Origin of the sequence: Parvibaculum sp. (genome assembly GCF_035325945.1) — a bacterium.
Taxonomy (GTDB): Bacteria; Pseudomonadota; Alphaproteobacteria; order Parvibaculales; family Parvibaculaceae; genus Parvibaculum.
This window is the reverse complement of record NZ_DAOKYX010000002.1, coordinates 163,291-182,326: the sequence shown is the minus strand read 5'-3', so window position 1 is coordinate 182,326 and position 19,036 is coordinate 163,291. Positions and strand designations below refer to the sequence as shown.

Annotated in this window: 21 protein-coding genes; 6 read left to right on the top strand and 15 right to left on the bottom strand. The window is 64.6% G+C overall.

Annotated features, from left to right (window positions below):
• The 12 genes from PKA57_RS03010 to argS all read right to left on the bottom strand — a co-directional run.
• Positions 1–974 (bottom strand): M23 family metallopeptidase (locus PKA57_RS03010; RefSeq protein WP_324297437.1); only part of this gene is annotated, 974 nt, incomplete at its 3' end.
• Positions 975–1,038: 64 nt separating this feature from the next.
• Complete coding sequence (locus tag PKA57_RS03005) at positions 1,039–1,707, bottom strand: protein-L-isoaspartate(D-aspartate) O-methyltransferase (RefSeq protein ID WP_324297436.1); 669 nt, start codon at positions 1,705–1,707, stop codon at positions 1,039–1,041.
• Positions 1,708–1,725: 18 nt separating this feature from the next.
• Complete coding sequence (gene surE, locus PKA57_RS03000; RefSeq protein WP_324297449.1) at positions 1,726–2,493, bottom strand: 5'/3'-nucleotidase SurE; 768 nt, start codon at positions 2,491–2,493, stop codon at positions 1,726–1,728.
• Between the two features lie 40 nt (positions 2,494–2,533).
• Positions 2,534–3,841, bottom strand: coding sequence for a serine--tRNA ligase (gene serS, locus PKA57_RS02995; RefSeq protein WP_324297435.1), 1,308 nt, complete (start codon positions 3,839–3,841; stop codon positions 2,534–2,536).
• Between the two features lie 72 nt (positions 3,842–3,913).
• On the bottom strand, positions 3,914–4,729 hold the full coding sequence (tatC, locus tag PKA57_RS02990) for a twin-arginine translocase subunit TatC (protein WP_324297434.1): 816 nt from the start codon (positions 4,727–4,729) through the stop codon (positions 3,914–3,916).
• Positions 4,726–5,166, bottom strand: a complete 441-nt coding sequence (gene tatB, locus PKA57_RS02985; RefSeq protein WP_324297433.1) for a Sec-independent protein translocase protein TatB — start codon at positions 5,164–5,166, stop codon at positions 4,726–4,728. The genes tatC and tatB overlap by 4 nt, the downstream gene beginning before the upstream one ends.
• A 50-nt stretch (positions 5,167–5,216) precedes the next feature.
• Positions 5,217–5,444 (bottom strand): twin-arginine translocase TatA/TatE family subunit, encoded by a 228-nt coding sequence (gene tatA, locus PKA57_RS02980; RefSeq protein ID WP_324297448.1) that lies wholly within the window; start codon positions 5,442–5,444, stop codon positions 5,217–5,219.
• Between the two features lie 216 nt (positions 5,445–5,660).
• On the bottom strand, positions 5,661–6,314 hold the full coding sequence (gene scpB, locus PKA57_RS02975; protein ID WP_324297447.1) for an SMC-Scp complex subunit ScpB: 654 nt from the start codon (positions 6,312–6,314) through the stop codon (positions 5,661–5,663).
• Between the two features lie 359 nt (positions 6,315–6,673).
• On the bottom strand, positions 6,674–7,615 hold the full coding sequence (locus PKA57_RS02970; protein WP_324297432.1) for a ScpA family protein: 942 nt from the start codon (positions 7,613–7,615) through the stop codon (positions 6,674–6,676).
• A gap of 135 nt (positions 7,616–7,750) precedes the next feature.
• Entirely contained in the window at positions 7,751–8,764 is a 1,014-nt protein-coding gene (gene nagZ, locus PKA57_RS02965) for a beta-N-acetylhexosaminidase (protein ID WP_324297431.1), read from the bottom strand.
• Between the two features lie 10 nt (positions 8,765–8,774).
• Positions 8,775–9,587 (bottom strand): SPOR domain-containing protein, encoded by an 813-nt coding sequence (locus tag PKA57_RS02960; RefSeq protein WP_324297430.1) that lies wholly within the window; start codon positions 9,585–9,587, stop codon positions 8,775–8,777.
• A complete protein-coding gene (argS, locus tag PKA57_RS02955; protein ID WP_324297429.1) occupies positions 9,587–11,332 on the bottom strand; it encodes an arginine--tRNA ligase in 1,746 nt (581 codons plus the stop codon). Before argS ends, PKA57_RS02960 begins: the two co-directional genes overlap by 1 nt.
• Positions 11,333–11,474: 142 nt before the next feature.
• Here argS and PKA57_RS02950 point away from each other — a divergent pair, with 142 nt between their 5' ends.
• From PKA57_RS02950 to PKA57_RS02940, 3 genes are all read left to right on the top strand, one after another.
• Positions 11,475–11,876 (top strand): DUF2946 family protein, encoded by a 402-nt coding sequence (locus PKA57_RS02950; RefSeq protein WP_324297428.1) that lies wholly within the window; start codon positions 11,475–11,477, stop codon positions 11,874–11,876.
• 239 nt (positions 11,877–12,115) lie between these two features.
• Positions 12,116–14,086, top strand: coding sequence for a TonB-dependent receptor (locus PKA57_RS02945; protein ID WP_324297427.1), 1,971 nt, complete (start codon positions 12,116–12,118; stop codon positions 14,084–14,086).
• A gap of 11 nt (positions 14,087–14,097) precedes the next feature.
• Positions 14,098–14,634 (top strand): YcnI family protein, encoded by a 537-nt coding sequence (locus tag PKA57_RS02940; protein WP_324297426.1) that lies wholly within the window; start codon positions 14,098–14,100, stop codon positions 14,632–14,634.
• A gap of 38 nt (positions 14,635–14,672) precedes the next feature.
• Here PKA57_RS02940 and PKA57_RS02935 read toward each other — a convergent pair whose 3' ends face one another.
• A complete protein-coding gene (locus tag PKA57_RS02935; protein WP_324297425.1) occupies positions 14,673–15,863 on the bottom strand; it encodes a deoxyguanosinetriphosphate triphosphohydrolase in 1,191 nt (396 codons plus the stop codon).
• 146 nt (positions 15,864–16,009) lie between these two features.
• On the opposite strand from PKA57_RS02935, the gene erpA reads away from it, so the two are divergent.
• Positions 16,010–16,372: an iron-sulfur cluster insertion protein ErpA gene (gene erpA / locus PKA57_RS02930; RefSeq protein WP_324297424.1), complete on the top strand. Its 363-nt coding sequence runs from the start codon at positions 16,010–16,012 to the stop codon at positions 16,370–16,372.
• A gap of 42 nt (positions 16,373–16,414) precedes the next feature.
• On the opposite strand, the gene PKA57_RS02925 is transcribed toward erpA, so the two are convergent.
• Positions 16,415–16,813 carry a hypothetical protein gene (locus PKA57_RS02925; RefSeq protein WP_324297423.1) on the bottom strand — a complete coding sequence of 133 codons (399 nt, stop codon included), beginning with the start codon at positions 16,811–16,813 and terminating at the stop codon, positions 16,415–16,417.
• A 158-nt stretch (positions 16,814–16,971) separates the two neighbouring features.
• On the opposite strand from PKA57_RS02925, the gene xth reads away from it, so the two are divergent.
• Both xth and PKA57_RS02915 read left to right on the top strand, forming a co-directional pair.
• The gene (xth, locus tag PKA57_RS02920; protein WP_324297422.1) at positions 16,972–17,757 is read left to right on the top strand and encodes an exodeoxyribonuclease III; all 786 of its coding nucleotides are present in this window, start codon (positions 16,972–16,974) and stop codon (positions 17,755–17,757) included.
• 15 nt (positions 17,758–17,772) lie between these two features.
• Positions 17,773–18,186 (top strand): GFA family protein, encoded by a 414-nt coding sequence (locus tag PKA57_RS02915; RefSeq protein ID WP_324297421.1) that lies wholly within the window; start codon positions 17,773–17,775, stop codon positions 18,184–18,186.
• 7 nt (positions 18,187–18,193) lie between these two features.
• Here PKA57_RS02915 and PKA57_RS02910 read toward each other — a convergent pair.
• Positions 18,194–19,036: MlrC C-terminal domain-containing protein (locus tag PKA57_RS02910; protein WP_324297420.1), on the bottom strand; the 843-nt coding region annotated here is incomplete at its 5' end.

Here is a 19,036-nt window from a genome sequence, read left to right as displayed (position 1 = left end):
CCGCTGATGACGCTTCGCGGATCGACGGCCTTCGCTCCCTTTCTGATTTCAAAATGCACCTGCGGCGAGGTCACGCTGCCCGTGCTGCCGGACAGCGAAATCGTCTGCCCCTTCGTCACCGTGTCGCCGCGCTTCACCAGCAGCTTGCTGTTATGCGCATAGGCCGTCATCCAGCCATTGGCGTGGCGGACGAGCAGAAGATTGCCATAGCCCTTCAGCTCGTTGCCCGCATAGGCGACGACGCCGCTCTGGGCGGCTCGCACGGGCGTTCCGGCCGGAACGGCGATGTTGACGCCATCATTGTGAAGGCCGTTTTCCTTGGCGCCGAAGGCGGAAATGATCTTCACCGTCGTTGTCGGCCAGATGAATTCGCCGGAAGGCACGGGGGGCGGCGGCAGAGCCTGCTTCGGCTGCATGGATACGGGCTGTGGGCTCGGCTGGGCGGCACCGCCCGCCACCTCCGGACGGCGCATCGGCACGACCGGGCTCGCGCCCTCCGTCTCGGCCGAGGCAACCTGCCTGTTGACCTGCGAAGGAAGCTGCAACCGCTCGCCCACCCTGATCTTGTAGGGTGGCGCGATGTGGTTGGCGCTTGTCAGCGTCGCCATGTCGACGCCATAGCTGCGCGAAATGCTGTAGACCGTGTCGCCCCTCTGGACCACATGGTAACGCGCCGTGGGAATGACGAGCCGCTGCCCGGATTTCAGCGCATAAGGCGGTTCGAGATTGTTGGCGTCGATGAGAGAGCGGAGCGGGATGTTCTGCTCGCGCGAGACCTTGTAGAGCGTGTCGCCGGGCCGGACGATGTAGGTTCCGCCTCGCCCCGGCGGCGAAAGGGGCGTCGTTTCGATCTGCCGGGCCTGTCCCGGACCGCCTTCCCACCAGGGCTTTTCGGATGAACAGGCCGCAAGCGTCAGCGCAAGCGCCAGACCGGCGATCAGCCGCGCCGCGTCTCTCCCCGCTCGATGCCGCATCCTCTGTCGCATGGACCTCGCTTGCCGCCCTCGCCCGGTGCCCGCCGGGAGACCTCCCATCGGGTCAGGATTCCCGCGCCACGCCTTCGACCAGCGGAACGAATCGCACCGGCATGAGTTCCTCCCGCTGCACACCTTCCTCTGTCCGCTCGATCCGCACAAGGTTCTGCTCGCCCCGTCCGCCCGGCGCGCCGACAGGCACGATCATCAGCCCGCCCACCTTCAATTGCTCCATGAGCTTAAGCGGAACGGAAGCCGCCGCCGCCGTCACGATGATTCGGTCGAAGGGCGCCTGTTCCGTCCAGCCCTCGGCGCCATCTCCGACCTTGGCTGTGATGTTGTGGAGATGAAGTTCCTCGAAGCGCTTCACCGCGTCCCTGAGCAGCGTGCGGTAGCGCTCGATCGTATAGACGCGCCGGCAGAGCCTGGAGAGCACCGCCGCCTGATAGCCCGAGCCCGTGCCGACTTCGAGAACCTTCATCCGGTCGGTCACATGAAGCTGCTCGGTCATATAGGCGACGATGAAGGGCTGGCTGATCGTCTGCCCGCATTCGATCGGCAGCGCGTGGTCCTCATAAGCCTGCTTGCGGAAAGAGGCGTTGATGAAGCCCTCGCGCGGAATACGCTCGATCGCGTTGAGCACGCGCTTGTCGCGGATGCCCTGCCGCCTCAGTGACATGATGAGTTCGATCTTCGCCTGATCGATCTCATCCATGGGTGCCTCATCGCTCATGCGCCACCCATCTGTCCCCTAGAGATTTCCAAGCGCGGCAACGAGCGCGCTGCGCGTGCGCGCATGCGTCAGGTTCATGTGGAGCGGGCTCACCGAGATCATGCCGTTATAAATGGCGTGAAGGTCCGTCCCCTCGGACGGATTGCTCAGTATGCGTTCAAATCCGAGCCAGTAATAAGGATTGGCGCGCGCGTCGATACGCTCCTCGACACGGACGAGCGATTGGTCGCGCTTGCCCTGCGCCGTGACCTGGATGCCCTTGACGGCCTGCGGCAGCACATCAGGAAAGTTGATGTTGATGAGAACGTCCTTGGGCCATCCCGCGGCAACGAGCTTGCGGATGATGTCGGGCGCGTGATGCTCGGCGGTCGACCATTTGACGGCGCGATTCTCGCCGAAGCCGAAAGCCTGGCTGAGCGCGATCGAGGGAATGCCGAGCAGCGTGCCTTCCATCGCCGCCGCGATGGTGCCCGAATAGGTCACGTCATCGGCAACGTTCTGGCCGCGATTGACGCCGGAGAGAATGAGGTCCGGCGCGCCGTCCTTCATGATGTGCCGCACAGCCATCAGCACGCTGTCGGAGGGTGTCCCCTTGATCGCGAATTTGCGCGGGCTCAGACGGCGGACGCGAATGGGATTGGAAAGCGAGAGCGAATGGGCCGAGCCGCTCTGCTCCTCTTCCGGCGAGGCGACCCAGACATCGCTCGAAAGCTGCTGCGCGATCCGCGTCAGCACCTGAAGGCCGGGCGCGTTGATGCCGTCGTCATTGGTGACGAGAATGCGCATGCCCGGTTTCGCGCGCGAAGCTCTGGAACCCGCCTTGACCTTAGCCATTTGCAGCAATCACTTCCTGCCCGCCCATATAGGGCTTGAGCGCGGCGGGAACGGCGATGGAGCCATCCGCCTGCTGATAATTTTCGAGAATGGCGATGAGCGTGCGGCCGACCGCAAGCCCCGAGCCGTTGAGCGTGTTGACGAAGCGCGTGGTCTTGCTTCCCGCAGGCTTGTAGCGGGCCTGCATGCGCCGTGCCTGAAAATCGCCGCAGACTGAGCATGACGAGATTTCGCGGAAGGCGCCCTGTCCCGGCAGCCAGACCTCGATGTCATAGGTCTTGCGGGACGAAAATCCCATGTCGCCCGTCGAGAGCGTGACGACGCGATAGTGAAGATCGAGCGCCTTCAGCACGCCCTCGGCGCAGGCGAGCATCCGCTCGTGCTCCTCATCCGCCTGTTCGGGCGTCGTGACCGAGACAAGCTCGACCTTGGAGAACTGGTGCATCCGGATCATGCCGCGCGTATCACGGCCCGCCGATCCCGCTTCGGCGCGGAAGCACGGCGTCCAGGCGGTCAGGCGGAGCGGCAGCTCCTCTTCCGAAAGGATGCTCTCGCGCACGAGATTGGTGAGCGAGACTTCGGCGGTCGGAATGAGCCAGTATTTGTCCTGCTCGGAAACGCTCTGCCCCTTATAGACCGCGAACTGATCGTCGGCGAATTTCGGCAGTTGCGCCGTGCCGAACATGGTCTGGTCCTTGACCAGCAAGGGCGGGTTCACTTCCGTATAGCCGAACTCGCGCGTGTGAAGATCGAGCATGAAATTGGCGATCGCCCGCTCGAGCCGCGCGAGCAAGCCCTTGAGCACGACGAAGCGCGCGCCCGAAAGTTTCGCCGCCGTCTCGAAATCCATGAGTCCGAGCGCCTCGCCGAGATCGAAATGCTCCCTGGGCGTGAAATTCATCGCCCGCGGGCTGCCATGCCGGCGATATTCCACATTGGCCGTTTCATCGGGGCCGACCGGCACCGTCTCATAGGGAATGTTCGGGATCGCAGCGAGTTCGGTTTCAAGCTCGGCGGTGACGGCGCGCTCGTCTTCCTCGCCAGCCTGGATCTTCGCCTTCAGATGCGCGACCTCGTCCATGAGCTTCTGGGCAAGGGCCTCGTCCTTCTTCGCCTTGGCGGCGCCGATCTGCTTGGAGGCATCGTTACGCGCCGCCTGCATCTCCTGCAAGGACGCGATGATCTTGCGGCGGCGCTCGTCGATGGCGATCAGCCTTGCCGCCTGCGGCTCGATTCCGCGCTTTGCGAGTCCCGCATCGAAGGCTTCGGGGTCGTCGCGGATGATCTTGATGTCGTGCATGGGAGTCCGGCGGATTGGGGATTGCGGCGGCTCCTGTATACGCGGAAGGCCCCGTACCGTCCAGACGAGGGCTCAGATGCCGCCCGGCGCCTCCGCGCCGCCAGCGCCATCGCCGGCTTCCGCCGCTGTCCGCCTTGCGCGCTCCACGAGAACGACCGCCCAGATGGACAGCTCGTAGAGGAAGACGATGGGAATGCCGAGGCTGATCTGGCTCAGAAGATCGGGCGGCGTGAGCACGGCCGCGACCGAAAACGCGATGACGATCGCATAGCGCCGGCCCTTGCGAAGCTGCTGCGACGACAGAATCCCCACACGGGCAAGAAGCGTCAGGATCACCGGAAGCTGGAAGCAGATGCCGAAGGCGAAGATGAGCCCCATGATGAGACTCAGATATTCGCTGACGCGCGGCAGAAGCTCGATTGTGGCCTGCCCCTCGCCGCCCGCCTGCTGCATGCCCAAGAAGAAATGAAGCGCCATTGGCATCACGGCGAAATAGACAAGCGCCGCACCGATGAGGAACAGGATCGGCGTCGCGATCAGATAGGGCAGGAACGCCCGGCGCTCGTTCTTGTAGAGGCCCGGTGCGACGAACATGTAGATCTGCGCCGCGATGATCGGAAAGGCGATGAAGAAGGCGCCGAACATGGCGAGCTTCATCTGGGTGATGAAAAACTCCTGCGGCGCCGTGTAGATGAGCTTGGCGGCCGAGCCCGTCCCCGCCGCGATCTCATAGGGACGCAGCAGGATGTTGAATATCTGCTTGGCGAAGGTGAAGCAGGCGGCAAAGGCGATCACGATGGCGACGATCGACTTGATGAGGCGCGAGCGAAGCTCGATCAGATGATCGAGCAGCGGCGCGCGCGAGGATTCGATGTCGTCGTCGCTCATCCGCGTCCCGCCTCGGTCTTGCTGTCGCCGGCCTCGATCTCCTCCGCCTCGCGGATGGCGTCGGCTATGCCCGGCGCGATGTCATCGGGCAGCCTCTCTGAAAGCCGCGGCTCGCCCGCGGGCTCAGTGGCCGCTTCTCCGGCCGCCGCCGGCGCGGACGGCTCGCCCCGGTCGAGATCGACCTCGACCGACTGGCGGATTTCGCCGAGCGGCGCCAGGGTCTGGCTGCGCAGATCGGCCACTTCCTTGCGCAGCTCCTCCAGTTCGCTTTCCCGCGCGAGATCCTCGAAGGATTGCTGGAACTCGCGGGCCATGGCGCGCATCCGGGCGACATACTGCCCCGCCACGCGCATCACGCGCGGCAGATCCTTGGGGCCCACGAATACGATTGCGAGCACCGCGATGAGGAGCAGTTCGGACCAGCCGATATCGAACATGACGGTACCCGGGTTACGTCAGGCGGGGCCCTTCGCGCGCCCCTAAGGCTTCAGCCGTTCGCCGTCTTGTCCTTGGCGGCCGAGCCGCTGTCCTGTGTGGCCACGCCTTCGATGACCTTCGGGTCGCTCTTGGCCGGGGCCTCGTCGTCCTCCTTCAGTCCCTTCTTGAAGGCGTTGATGCCCTTCGCCACATCGCCCATCAGGGTCGAAACCTTGCCCGTTCCGAAGAGCAGCACAATGAGGGCGACGACGAGAAGGATATGGGTCCAGCTCAGCATCTCATTCTCCCAATAGGGCCAGGCCCGCTGGCCGAACTCGAGCGCCGCGACTGCGGGCCGAAGCACAACTTATCACCGCTGGGGCGAATATGGGCGCTCCGATCTGCGTTTACGACCTCTCGCCCGCATTTATCCCGCCGCCCACCCCTCCGACAATCACAATAAGTTGAGGGATACAGGCGCGGCGCGGAATGCCCCAAAGGCCAGCCGGCCCGATCAATCGGAGGGCGCCTCGTCCTCGCCCATATGGGCGAGATGATCGTCGAGCGCCGCGCCATATTCCTCCGGCGCCTCGTCGTCGAACTCGCCATCGCCCTCGCCGCCGCTCTCGCTCGGCGTCGGCACCTCGAAGCCGGGCGGCAGCCTGCCATCGAGCAGCCCCGCCGCCTTGAGATCGTCGAGCCCCGGCAGGTCGCCGATATTCTCGAGCCCGAAATGCAGAAGGAAGGCCTCCGTGGTGCCATAGGTGACGGGCCGCCCCGGCGTGCGCCTGCGGCCGCGCAGCCGCACCCAGCCCGTCTCCATCAGCACGTCGATCGTGCCCTTGGACACGGAGACGCCGCGAATTTCCTCGATCTCGGCGCGTGTGACCGGCTGGTGATAGGCGATGATCGCCAGCGTCTCCATGGCCGCGCGCGAAAGCTTCTTCTGCTCGATCGCCTCGCGCTCCATGAGGAAGGAAAGGTCGTCAGCCGTACGAAAAATCCACTTATTCGCGATGCGAACGAGGTTTACGCCACGTTTTTCATAAAATTTCTGAAGATCCTCGATGACCGCGCCGACATCCGTGCCCGCAGGCAGGCGCGCCGCAAGACTGTCGATGTCCAGCGGCTCGGCGGCGGCGAAAAGCAGGGCCTCCGCCATGCGCATAAGTTCGGCATGATCGGTCGCGTTGGCGGGAAAGCGAACGATATTGGCGCTTCCGTCGGCCGTCACATCTTCAACTGCCACCTCGGAGTCATCTTCGGCGGCATCATCATCGCCTTCATCCTCGCTCTCAAGTTCAAGCTCATCCTCAACTTCAACTTGAGGTTCGGCTTCCGGCGCGGCTTCCTCTCCGTCTGCGTCGGGCCCATCCTCGCTCGCAACGGGCTCGCCGTCGCCAGGCGCGGACAAGGCGTCCTCGCCCTCCGCCTCGGGGCGCGCATCGTCAGGGGCCGGCTCGGCGGCTTCGCCCGCTTCGGTGGCTTCAATCGGCTCGGCTTCCGCCTCTGGCTGCGTTTCTTCGGTCATTCTTCTATCTGCTGGTCGTCAGTATCATCTGCCGGCATGGCGGCCGATCCCTCGCCGGGTCTCTTGCGGCGCACGAAGAGGGGCTGATATGCGCCCGCCTGCGCGATCTCGATCGCCCCGTCCTTGGCGAGCACGAGCGCCGCACTGAGCGTACTCGCGAGCGCCGAGCGCCTGAGTTCGCCGGTGAGGAAATCGGCGGGTAGAAACGCGTCGATCCGTCCCCAGTCGAACATCATGCCCAGCATGTTTTCGAGCCGCTTGCGGGCGATCTCGATCGCAAGGATCGGCAGGCGCTTCGGCTCCCACCGTGTTTCGCGTCCTTTCAGCCGCTGCTCTGAATATGCCTTGAGAAGTTCGAAGAGAGAACCCTGATATTCGCTTGTTTTTACAACGCGAATACCCTCCGGCACGCCTCGCTGGAAAACATGGATGCCGAGCCTCTGGCGGGCGAAGAGCGCCTGAGACGCATTCCGCATGCTCTCGAGCCGTTGAAGCTGGAAGGCAAGACGCGCCGCCATCTCCGCGCCGCTCGGCCCCTCTTCCTCATCCGGCGGGGGCAGCAGCAGCCGCGACTTCAGATAGGCGAGCCATGACGCCATGACCAGATAGTCGGCGGCAAGGTCGAGCTCCATCCGATGGGCACGATTGATGAAATCGAGATATTGCTCGGCAAGCTGGAGGATCGAGATCCGGGTGAGATCGACCTTCTGATTGCGCGCAAGGGTCAGCAGAACGTCGAGCGGACCCTCGAAACCGTCGAGATCGACGATCAGCGATTCCTGCTCGGCCTCTGCCTCGGTCGCGGCGATCGGGCGGCCCTCCTCGAAGCTCTCGCCGGGCACAGGCGCGCCTTCCGCCGATCCGCCTTCCGGATGCGCCACAAGCCCCGCGGCCGGTGCTCCGGCCTCCGCCTCATTGTGTGAGGGCGCCTCGTTCATGCCCGCCTATGTCGTTGATCTCAAACGGCCCCGCGTCAGTCTGCAAATAATGACGCGAGCGGATGGGCCCTTATACCCCGCGCCCCGCCGGCACGGTACCCTGCATTCGCAATTATCCCCAGCCACGAACGGGCCTCAAACGAGAGGCCCCATGAGGGCCCGGAAGCGCGCCAGCGCTGCTTCCTCGTCGAAGGCTTCGGGCGCCTTGAGCCGCGCCAGCGCCGCGTCGGCGCGCCGCGCGGCATCGCCGCCGAGCACCGGGACCTCCTCGGCAATGGCCCGCATTTCGTCCATCCGGCCGTTGCAATGAAGAACGAGGTCGCAGCCTGCGTCGAGGCTCGCCTTCGCCCTCTCGCCGAGGGAGCCCGCCAGCGCCTCCATGGAGAGATCGTCCGACATGAGGCAGCCGTCGAAGCCGATGTCGCCGCGAATGATGCCGCCGATCACCTGCGCCGATGTAGTGGCGGGCCGGTCGGGATCGAGCGCCGAATAGACGACATGCGCCGTCATGGCGAGCGGCAGATCGGCCAACGCCTTGAAGGGAGCGAAGTCCGTCCTCGAGAGCGCGGCCGCGTCCGTATCGACGACAGGAAGGCTCAGATGGCTGTCCACGCCCGCCCGCCCATGTCCCGGAATATGCTTGATGACGGGCAGGACGCCCCCGGCGAGCAGCCCCTCGGCGGCGGCTCGGCCGAGCGCGATCACGGGTTCGGGCGTCGCGCCATAGGCACGGTCGCCGATGACGTCATGCGCGCCAGCGACAGGCACGTCGAGCACGGGAAGGCAGTCCACATTGATGCCGAGTGCGTCGAGTTCCGCCGCCATGAGCCGCGCGCCGAGCCGGGCCGCCTCGATCCCGTCCTCGCGCGAGCGGTCATAAAGCTCGCCATAATGCCGCCCCGGCGGATAGGTCCGCCAATGCGGAGGGCGCAGGCGGGCGACGCGCCCGCCTTCCTGATCGATCAGGACAGGGGCGGCGTGCCCCGCGGCTTCGCGCAACTCTCCGACGAGGCGGCGCAGCTGATCCGGCGCTTCGATGTTGCGCGCGAAGACGATGAAGCCCCAGGGCCGCGTCTCGCGGAAGAAGCGCCGCTCCTCGCCGGTGAGCGAGAGCCCCGCGCAGCCATAGATAACGGCGCTCTGTCCCATCAGGCCACCGTCAGCGCGGCTTGACGAGGCAGGCCTGGCCCTGAGCCTTCAGCGTTCCGCAAAGCTCGCCGGCCTTCGCCTTGTCCATATAGCCCGCGCGCAGGCGGTAATAGATGCCCTTGGCGCCGAGATCGGCCCGCTGAATATCGGCCTGAAGACCGGCCAGCGCGGAATGCTTCTTCTTCAGCTTCTCGAATTCGGCCCGAGCCGTCGGCTCGTCGCGAAAGGCGGCAAGCTGCACGACATAGCTGCCAGCGGCTGCCGTGGCGGCGGGCGCCGCCTGAACGGGTGCGGCCGGAGCTTGCGCGGCGGGAGGTGCCGCAACCGGAGCCGCCGGCGCCTGCGCGACCGGAGCGGCAGGCGCGGCCGCGACCGGCGGCACGGCTTCCGTTTGGGTGGGCGCTGCCTCGGCGCCGGGAACGGGGGCTGGAGCCTCCGCCACCTTAGGCTGAACGGCGATGGGCTCTTCCGCGCTTGGCAGCAGGTGTTCGGCATCCGAAGCGCCGCCCGCATCCGCGCCAGAAATCCGATCGTAAACAGTCTTGTCCTGATGCGGGAACTTCATGCCGCCGGGATTGGCCGGCGCGACCTTGATCGGGCTGTCGTCGGCGCGAATGACGGGCGGATTGCCCTGCGCGCCCTGCTTCAGCCCCTGCTTGTAAGCCAGAAACACCACACCGGCGAAGACCACCAGCAGCGCAATGATGGCGAGAATGACGATCGGGCGCCTGCGCCCGTCATCGTCGTCATCCGTCGCGTCATAGGTGTAATAGTCGTCTTCCTCGTCGGGCTCGTAGCCGTATCCGCGGTCACTATCCGACATCAGCGCATCTCCTCCGCCGGCTCCACACCCAGAATCCCGAGACCCGCGGCAATGACATTGGCCACCGCACGAATCAGGGCGAGCCGTGCAAGGGTAACATTCCTGTCCTCGGCGACGATAAATCGCAATGACGGGTCCTCCTTGCCCTTGTTCCAGAGGGCATGAAAGGCGGACGCGAGATCGTAGAGATAAAAGGCGATGCGATGGGGCTCATGCGCCTGCGCCGCCTGCTCCACCTGGCGGGGGAAGGCCCCCATGAGCTTCACGAGCCCAAGCTCCGCCTCATCCGTCAGCGGCGCGAGATCCGCCGCGGCGAGCGCAGCATCGGAATGCTCGATGCCTGCGTCCTTCGCGTTTCTCAGCACCGAATGGACGCGGGCATGCGCGTACTGCACATAGAAGACCGGGTTGTCGCGCGACTGCTCCATCACCTTGGCGAAATCGAAGTCGAGCGGCGCGTCGTTCTTGCGCGTCAGCATCATGAAGCGCACGACATCCTTGCCCACCTCGTCCACCACATCGCGCAGCGTGACGAAGTCGCCTGCGCGCTTGGACATGCGCACCGGCTCACCATTGCGGAAAAGCCGCACGAGCTGGCAGACCTTGACGTCGATCTGAGCCTGCCCGTCCGTCACCGCGGCGACCGCGGCCTTCACGCGCTTGATATAGCCTGCATGGTCGGCGCCCCAGACGTCGATCAGCGTTCCATAGCCGCGCTTGAACTTGTCGAAGTGATAGGCGATGTCCGGCGCGAAATAGGTCCAGGAGCCATCGGATTTGCGAAGCGCCCGGTCCTGATCGTCGCCGAAGGCGGTCGAGCGGAAGAGCGTCTGCGGGCGCGGCTCCCAATCGTCGGGAAGCTCGCCCTTGGGAGGTTCCAGAACGCCGGTATAGATGAGGCCCTTTTCCTCGAGCAGCTTCAGCGTCGCCTCGACAGCGCCCGACTTGTGCAGCTCGCGCTCGGAAAAGAAGACCTCGTGATTGATGCCGAGCACCGCGAGATCGCCGCGGATGAGTTCCATCATCGCGTCGATGGCCGCATCGCGCACGAGGGGAAGCCACTCGGCCTCCTCCATGTCCGCGAGGGTCGCTCCATGCTCCGCCGCCAGTGCCTGCCCCACCGGCTTCAGATAGTCGCCGGGGTAAAGCCCCTCCGGAATCGAGATCGTCTCGCCCAGCGCCTCGCGGTAGCGCAGATAGGCGCTGCGGGCGAGAACCTCGATCTGACCGCCCGCATCGTTGATGTAGTACTCGCGGCAAACCGCGTGCCCGATCTTTTCGAGCAGATTGGCCAGCGCATCGCCGAAGACCGCGCCGCGCACATGGCCGACATGCATCGGGCCAGTCGGGTTCGCCGAGACATATTCGACGTTGACGGGGCGGCTCTTGCCCGCGTCGCTCGCGCCATAGGCGGCGCCGCTGCGAAGGACGACCGGGATCGCGGCCCGCCACACATCGTCCTTGAGCCTGAGATTGATGAAACCGGGCCCGGCGATCGAAACTCCGGTCACGCTTTCATCACCAGCGAGAATCGCCGAGAGCTTCTCCGCGAGGACACGGGGCTGCATGCCCGCCGGTTTTGCCAGCACCATCGCGGCATTGGTCGAAAGATCGCCATGGCTCGGATCGCGCGGCGGCTCGACCGCGATGCGGCTGAGATCGAGCCCCTGCGGCAGCACGCCCTCCGCAATGAGGCCCTGAAGCCCTGCCTCGACCCGCTCCTCGAAATGCCTGAAAATATTCATGAGTCTTGCCGCCTGGCCCCGTTTTGGGCGCGCACTCTAACGGCTGGAAAGGGGCCTTTCCAGTCGCTTTGCCCTCTGTGCGCAAACCCTTAGCGACAAAATGCGCCTTCCGCCACAGGCCCGAACGTGATTGTCTGCCGCCATGCAAAGCGCTGGGGCATATCTCGATAGCAATTTCCTTCAGTCCGTCCGGAGCCGGGCGCTGGGGATCTTCGCCCTTGTCGCGATCCTTCTGCATGTCGCGGTCCCGACCGCCTACAGCCTCTCCGGTCCCGCGACTCAGGACCTCCTCAAGACCGTCATCTGTTCCGATGGCGTGGCAAAGGAGGTCTATATCGACAAGGACGGGAATCTCGTCCACCCCTCCACGGTCGATCACGACGCCTGCAAGTTCTCCTGCCTTCATCACTGCGCCGCGCTGACCGTCGCGACCATCGCCATGGCGAAGCCCGACTGGGCCATCGTCCTGAGCCTTCTGACGGGCGCCTCGCCCGCCGACGCGCCGAATTACGGCGCCTCGCACCCCCGCGCCCCTCCAGCCTGATCGCAAGCTGCAACGCCACAATCTGAGCCAACAAGCGGCCGGGCGGCTGATGCCGGCCGCGAGCACTTGCGATTCGGAACATCATGAAAAACGGAACGACCACGTCGCGCGGGCTGGCTGCGACGGCTGCCCTTGTTCTATCCGCTTCCTCCGCCCTGGCCGACGGTTCGGCCCCTCCCTCCGCAAAACCCCTCCCCTCCGCCTCCGATGGCGATTACGCGCTCGTCGACGAAATGATCGTGACAGCGCCACGCAGCGGAACTCTCACCGTCCCCGATGTCGAGGCCGTCAAGCGCGAGCTGGCGCGTGTGCCGGGCGCGGTGGCGGTCGTTCCGGCCGATAGCTACCGGGACAAATACGCCACGAACCTCGAAGATACCTTCGCCTTCACGCCGGGCGTCTTCGCCAGCAAGCGCTACGGGCAGGAAACGAGACTGTCGATTCGTGGCGCGGGGCTCAGCCGAGGCTACCATCTGCGCAGCATCGAATTGCTGCTGAACGGCATCCCCCTCAATCTCGCGGATGGCAGCGGCGACTTTCAGGAGGTCGAGCCCCTCACCGTCCAGCACATGGAGGTCTATCGGGGCGGCGACGGCCTGCAATATGGCGCGGCCGCGCTTGGCGGCGCCATCAACATCGTCTCACCAACGGCCTCGACGGCGCCTGCCGAAAATCTGTTGCGTGTCGATGGCGGCAGCTTCGGCACGCTGCGCGCCCATGGCGAGTTCGCGCGCATCCTTGGCGACACCGACTTCTTCGCAACGGTGACGGGCCTCACCTCGGAGGGCTGGCGCGACCACAGCCGCGAGAAGACCGCGCGCTTTGCGGGCAATCTCGGCCAGCGCATCAATCTCGATACCGAAACGCGCTTCTATCTGAACTACAACGCCGTCGATCAGGAGCTTCCGGGCACGCTGTCGCTCGCCACCGCGCAGAACGATCCCACATCCGCATCGGCAACGGCTCGCGGCGGCAACCAGCAGCGCAACACGCGCTCGCTCCGCTTCGCCAACAAGACGACCTTCGCGCTCGACGGCGGAGGCAAGCTCGATGTCGGCGCCTATGCGGGCTATTACAGCCTCTTCCACCCGATCTTTCAGGTGCTCGATCAGGGCGCGACCAATTTCGGCGCCTTCACGCGCTACACGGGCGAGGGAACTCTCCTCGGTCACCGCAACATCGTCACGTTCGGCGCGCGCTATGGGCGCACCTCCGTCACCGCAAAGCAGTTCGTGAACAATGCGGGCTCGCGCGGCGCGCTGACGCAGGACGGGACGCAGATCTCGACCACGGCAACCCTCTACGCCGAAAACGCCTTCTACGCCCTGCCCACAGTCGCCCTCGTCACCGGCATTCAGGGCATCAATGCGACGCGCGACTATCGCAACAACCTCAACGCGGCGAAGAACGATGACGCCGACTTCACCTCGGCAAGCCCGAAGCTCGGCCTTCTCTGGGACGTGACACCTGGTGCGCAGGTCTTCGCCAATGTGACGCGAAGCTACGAGCCGCCGATCATGAGCGACCTCACCCAGACGAATCTCGCCGGCATCCAGTTCGTGCCGATGGACCCGCAACGCGCGCTGACCTATGAGGCGGGCACGCGCGGCTCGGAAGGCGCGGCGGCATGGGACATCACCGTCTATCGCGCCGAGGTCCGCGACGAGCTTGTGAACTTCACCACCAATCCCGCCATTCCCGCCGCGACCTTCAATGCGCGACGGACGCTCCATCAGGGCATCGAGGCAAGCCTCGCGCTCGATATCGGCCGCATCGCCATGCCGGGAACGCTGCCCGAAGGCGACCGTCTCGTTTTCGAGCAGGTCTACACGCTCAACGACTTCTCGTTCGAGAACGATGCGGCCTATGGCGACAACAAGCTCGCCGGTGCTCCGCCCCACATTTACACCGCCGCACTCCGCTACAGCTCGAGCCGAGGCTTCGACATCGCGCCGAAAATCAACTGGGTGCCCGATGGCGGCTATGTCGACTACGCCAACACGCTCCGCGTGCCCGGCTATGTCACCTTCGGCCTTGAAGGCGGAATGGACGTAACCGAGGGCCTGCGCATCTTCCTCGATGCGCGCAACCTCACGGATCGCCGCTACATCGCCAACTACACCACCGTCACCGCCTACGCCCCCGCCCAGGAGAATTTCTATCCGGGCGAAGGGCGCAGCGTCTTCGTCGGCATCACAGCATCCTTCTGAGGAGAATTGTCATGAAACATCTCTTGCTTGCCGGTATCGCGTTCCTTGCCCTCTCGGTGCCCGCATCGGCCCATGTCAGTCTCGAAACCGGCATGGCGAGCTGGGGCAGCTATTACAAGGCCGTCTTCCGCGTGCCGCATGGCTGCGAGGGAAGCGCGACGACGCACGTCTCGATCGAAATTCCCGAAGGCGTCATCAGCGTGAAGCCGATGCCGAAGCCCGGCTGGAAGGTGAAGACGGTCACCGGCAAATATGCGGCGACCTATGAGAGCCACGGAAAGCCCGTGAGCGAAGGCGTGAAGCGCGTAGAATGGTCGGGCGGCAAACTCCCCGACGATCAGTTCGACGAGTTCGCCTTCCTCGCCAGATTGCCGGAAGACAAGGAAATCATGCGCATCTATTTCCCCGTCACCCAGACCTGCGAAAAGGGCTCGGTGTCGTGGAGCGAATTGCCGAAGCCCGGCAGCGACGCGCACGAGCTGAAATATCCCGCGCCGGCGCTCGATCTGATGGCCCCGCATGAGGGCATGGATCACTCGCATCATTGACTGAAACGGGGCGCGATCACTCGTTGTCGCGCCCCGCTTCAGGATCTGGGATCGTCGAGGTCGAAGAGCTTCCTGTGCTCTTCGATCGCGAACTTGTCCGTCATTCCGGCGATGAAGTCGCAAACGCGCCGCGCGGTCTTGAAACCTTCCGGCCCGTCGCAGCCCTGCTGCCATTCCGGCGACAGGAGTTCCGGCTCGCAATGCAGAAGCTCGAACAGATCGCGCACGATGCGCTTCGCCTTGCTCATGGAGCGGTTGACGCGATAGTGACGATACATGCGCGTGAAGAGAAATTCCTTCAGCACCGCATTGTGATCGTTCATCTCGCGCGAGAAGGCGACGAGCGGCCGGCCGAGCGCGCGCACATCCGCCGCCGTTTCGGGCCGCTCCGCCTCGATCCTCCGCCTCGTTTCGGCGATCACGTCCCCGATCATGCTGCCGATGAGGCGGCGGATCGCCTCATGGATGATGCGCGCCGTTTCGACGCCCGGATATTTGTCGATCACGCCGCGAAAAATGTCGCCGACATGCGGCAACGCCATAAGATCGTCGATGGTGAAAAGACCGGCCCTCAACCCGTCGTCAATGTCGTGATTGTTGTAGGCGATGTCGTCCGAGAGCGCCGCGACCTGCGCCTCGGACCCCGCAAAGGTCGAAAGCTCAAGGTCCTGCACTTCGGCATATTCGGCTAGCGCTCGCGGGAGGTCGTCCATCGTCCTCCCTCCGGCAAGGAGCGGACCGTTATGCTTGACGAGCCCTTCCAGCGTTTCCCAGGTGAGGTTGAGTCCGTCAAAGGCGATGTAGCGATGCTCGAGCTTGGTGACGATGCGGAGCGTCTGCGCGTTGTGATCGAAGCCGCCATAGGGCGCCATGCAGTCGTCGAGCGCGGTTTCGCCCGCATGGCCGAAAGGCGTGTGGCCGAGATCATGCGCGAGCGCCAGCGTCTCTGCGAGATCCTCGTCGAGCCCCAGCACCCGGCTGATCGAGCGCGCGATCTGCGCCACCTCGAGCGAATGGCTGAGCCGCGTCCGGTAGTTGTCGCCCTCGTGATAGACGAAAACCTGCGTCTTGTATTTGAGCCGCCGGAAGGCGCCCGAATGGATGATCCTGTCCCGGTCGCGCTGGAAGTCGGTTCGCGTCGCGCTTTCCTCCTCATTGTGGAGGCGCCCCCTGCTCGTCTCGGCTCGGGTCGCATAAGGGGCTGTGGCGGCAGGATTGGGAAGCGGCAAGGGCGTGTCCTTCGCAAGCAGGTCGGGAAATCAGGCGGGGGTTTGAAAACTTCCGTCTGGAGGACTACATCTGGGTTAAGCTATATTTATTATCGTTCCAAGGTAAAAGCCCGCGCCCCGGCGGCAGCGGGCGGATGTGAGGTTATATGAGCGACGCTCTGACGGAAATCCGGCCGGGAACAGGCAAGCCCATCACTCTGAGCGAACGCGCCGCGCTGCGCGTCAACGAGATTGTCGCCAGCGAGGGCGCCGGCGTCATGCTGCGCGTTTCCGTCTCGGGCGGCGGTTGCTCCGGCTTCCAGTATGGTTTCTCGCTCGATGACACGCGCGCGCCGGACGACGTGGTGCTCGAGCGCGCGGGCGCGACCGTGCTCGTCGATTCGGTTTCGGCAATGTATCTCGAAGGCGCGGAAATCGACTTCGTGGACGACCTGATCGGCGCTTCGTTCAAGATCCATAATCCGAACGCCGTCGCCTCCTGCGGCTGCGGCACGTCATTTTCGGTTTGAACGGATTTTCGGTCTGACGCCGCCGCCTGAGCGGCTGCGGGCTCAGCCTGAACCGCCCACCATGGCGACCTGCCGCAGCAGAGGCTCGATCGGAACGTAGGTGTAAAAGAGATAGCCTCCGATCGAGGCGACGGGCGAGACGATCAGCATCAGCATCGAAGCCCAGCCGGGAATCACCACGCCCAGAATCGAGGCGAAGAGACAGATGGACGGCAGCCACACGCCGAAGGCCGCGATCACCCAGTAGATTTCCGAGCTTTGATGGAAGATCGCCGGCGGCAGCGCCTGAACGGCAAGCATCCCCTGCACGAGTGTCATGAAGGCCGCCAGCACGCCGATAATGCTGAGCAGGCACCGCTCCGTCATGTTCGCCGGCTTGCGGTAACTGCGGCTTCGCATCTGCGGCTTCGCGGGCATGGGCACCACGCTTCGCATCACCATCTATGTCCCCCTCCCCAAGGCGACAGACGATCTTCTTGCTTATGCTCGGATGAAGCTGGCACGGCGTCAATTCCCATTTCGCGCAGGGGGTTAACGACGCAGGTACATAAGGATATTTCACTGGTCAAGCGGCGGGCCATGCGCAAGATTGCGGTGCCATGATCAAAATCGCTTCGTTCAACGTCAACTCACTCAAGGCGCGCCTCGGCAATCTCAAGGATTGGCTGAAGGAGGCGAACCCCGACATCGTCTGCCTGCAGGAAACGAAATGCACCGACGATACATTCCCGCGCATGGAGATCGAGGATCTCGGCTACAACCTCGCGATCCACGGCCAGAAAACCTATAACGGCGTCGCCATCCTCTCGAAGTTCCGGCTCGAGGATGTGACGACCGGCCTTCCCGAAGGCGACGGCGACGACCATGCCCGCTATATCGAGGCGGTCGTTCCGGTGAACGGAACCGCGCTGCGTGTCGCCTCGATCTATCTGCCGAACGGCAATCCGATCGGCACGGAAAAATTCACCTACAAGCTTTCATGGATGGACCGGCTGCACCGCCATGCCGAACGGCTTCTGAAATACGAAGAGCCGCTCGTGCTCGCGGGCGACTACAACGTCATTCCGACTACGGATGATGTGTACGATCCGAAAGCATGGGAGGGCGACGCGCTCTTTCAGCCGGAATCGCGCGCGAAGCTGCGCGAGCTTCTCAATCTCGGCTTCACGGACGCCTTCCGCGCCTGCCACACCGAGCCGCACCGCTACACCTTCTGGGACTACCAGGCAGGCCGCTGGCAGAAGGGTCAGGGCATCCGCATCGATCACCTGCTTCTATCGCCGCAAGCCGCCGACCGGCTGGCCGCCTGCGACATAGATCAGGATGTGCGCGGACGCGAGAAACCATCCGATCACGTTCCCATCTGGGCCGAATTCGACATCTGACCAAGGGAGGCGCCCATGCCGGGATTTCCGCTTGAAGGTGGCTGTCTTTGCGGCGCGGTGCGATACCGGATGAATGGCGAATATGAAGGCTGCGCGCATTGCCATTGCCGCATGTGCCAGAAGGCGACCGGCGCGCCCGTCGTGACCTGGTTCACGGTGAAGGAAGACGATTTCGACATCGTCAAGGGCGCGCTCAAATTCCGCCAATCCTCGGAACATGCCGAGCGCGGCTTCTGTCCCGATTGCGGCACGCAGATCCTTTTCCGCTATCTCAAGGATCGTGGCCGCAGCGCCGACATCGCCGCCGCGACGCTCGACGATCCAGACGCGGTGGAGCCCTCCTTCCAGATCCATGTTGGATCCCGCGTCGGCTGGATGCACGGTTTCGATGCCGCGCTCCCGGTGCGGAAAGGCGCGCTCGAACGCTGAAGCGCCGTCAACCCGTATAAGGTTCGCCGAGCGGCATCACCCGCACGCCCGGCCGCAAATGTCTGTAGCGGAGCTTCGACAGATCGGCCGTGTTTGGGCCGGGGCTCTCGACCACCAGCACCTCGCGGGCGAGCGGGCCGAAATCCGCGCGGAAATGCACCGAGCTTTTGACGACGAGGATCGCAAGCCCGGCCGGCTCGATGCCGATATGCTTCAGCATTTCCTGATCCGCGCATTGCGCCTTGCGCGAGGCGACGACCACTTCCACGCCGCCCTTGCGGAGCCGCGCCGTGGTGCCGAGCGACATCCGCGAGCCGCCATAGAAGGGGCCGGTCGCGAGAAACTCGCCATCGCTCACCCGGACGACCTCGAATTCATCGTCGATGGGCGCTTCATCCGCGCCGCCCGTCTTCGCGCCGAGGCTGAGCTTCACGCGCGCGCCAGCACCCGCGGCTGCGGCAGCCTGAGCCGCTTCGGGATCGAAGAGCACGCCGAGCGCCGCGCGCTCCACCTTCTGTGCGATGAGTTCGCGCAATATGCCGACCGTGTCGCCGTTCCCGCCCGCGCCGGGATTGTCCTGCGTATCGGCGAGCACGATCGGTCCCGCGCCCGATTGCGACTGCGACTGCGACTGCGACTGGGCAATGGCGTAGGCAACCGCGTCCCGCGCCGACCAGAGCTTCTCGCGGAAGCGACCCTCGCATGCTGCGATCTCGCCCGCGATGCGCTCCGCCGCGGCGATGGCCGCCGCTTCCGTATCGGCATAGGCGATCACGGCCGGGCTGCAGTCCTTGATATCGGCGGGCGGAAACCCGCCCGCCCCGCCGCGCCCGCGTCCCACCCGTTGCAC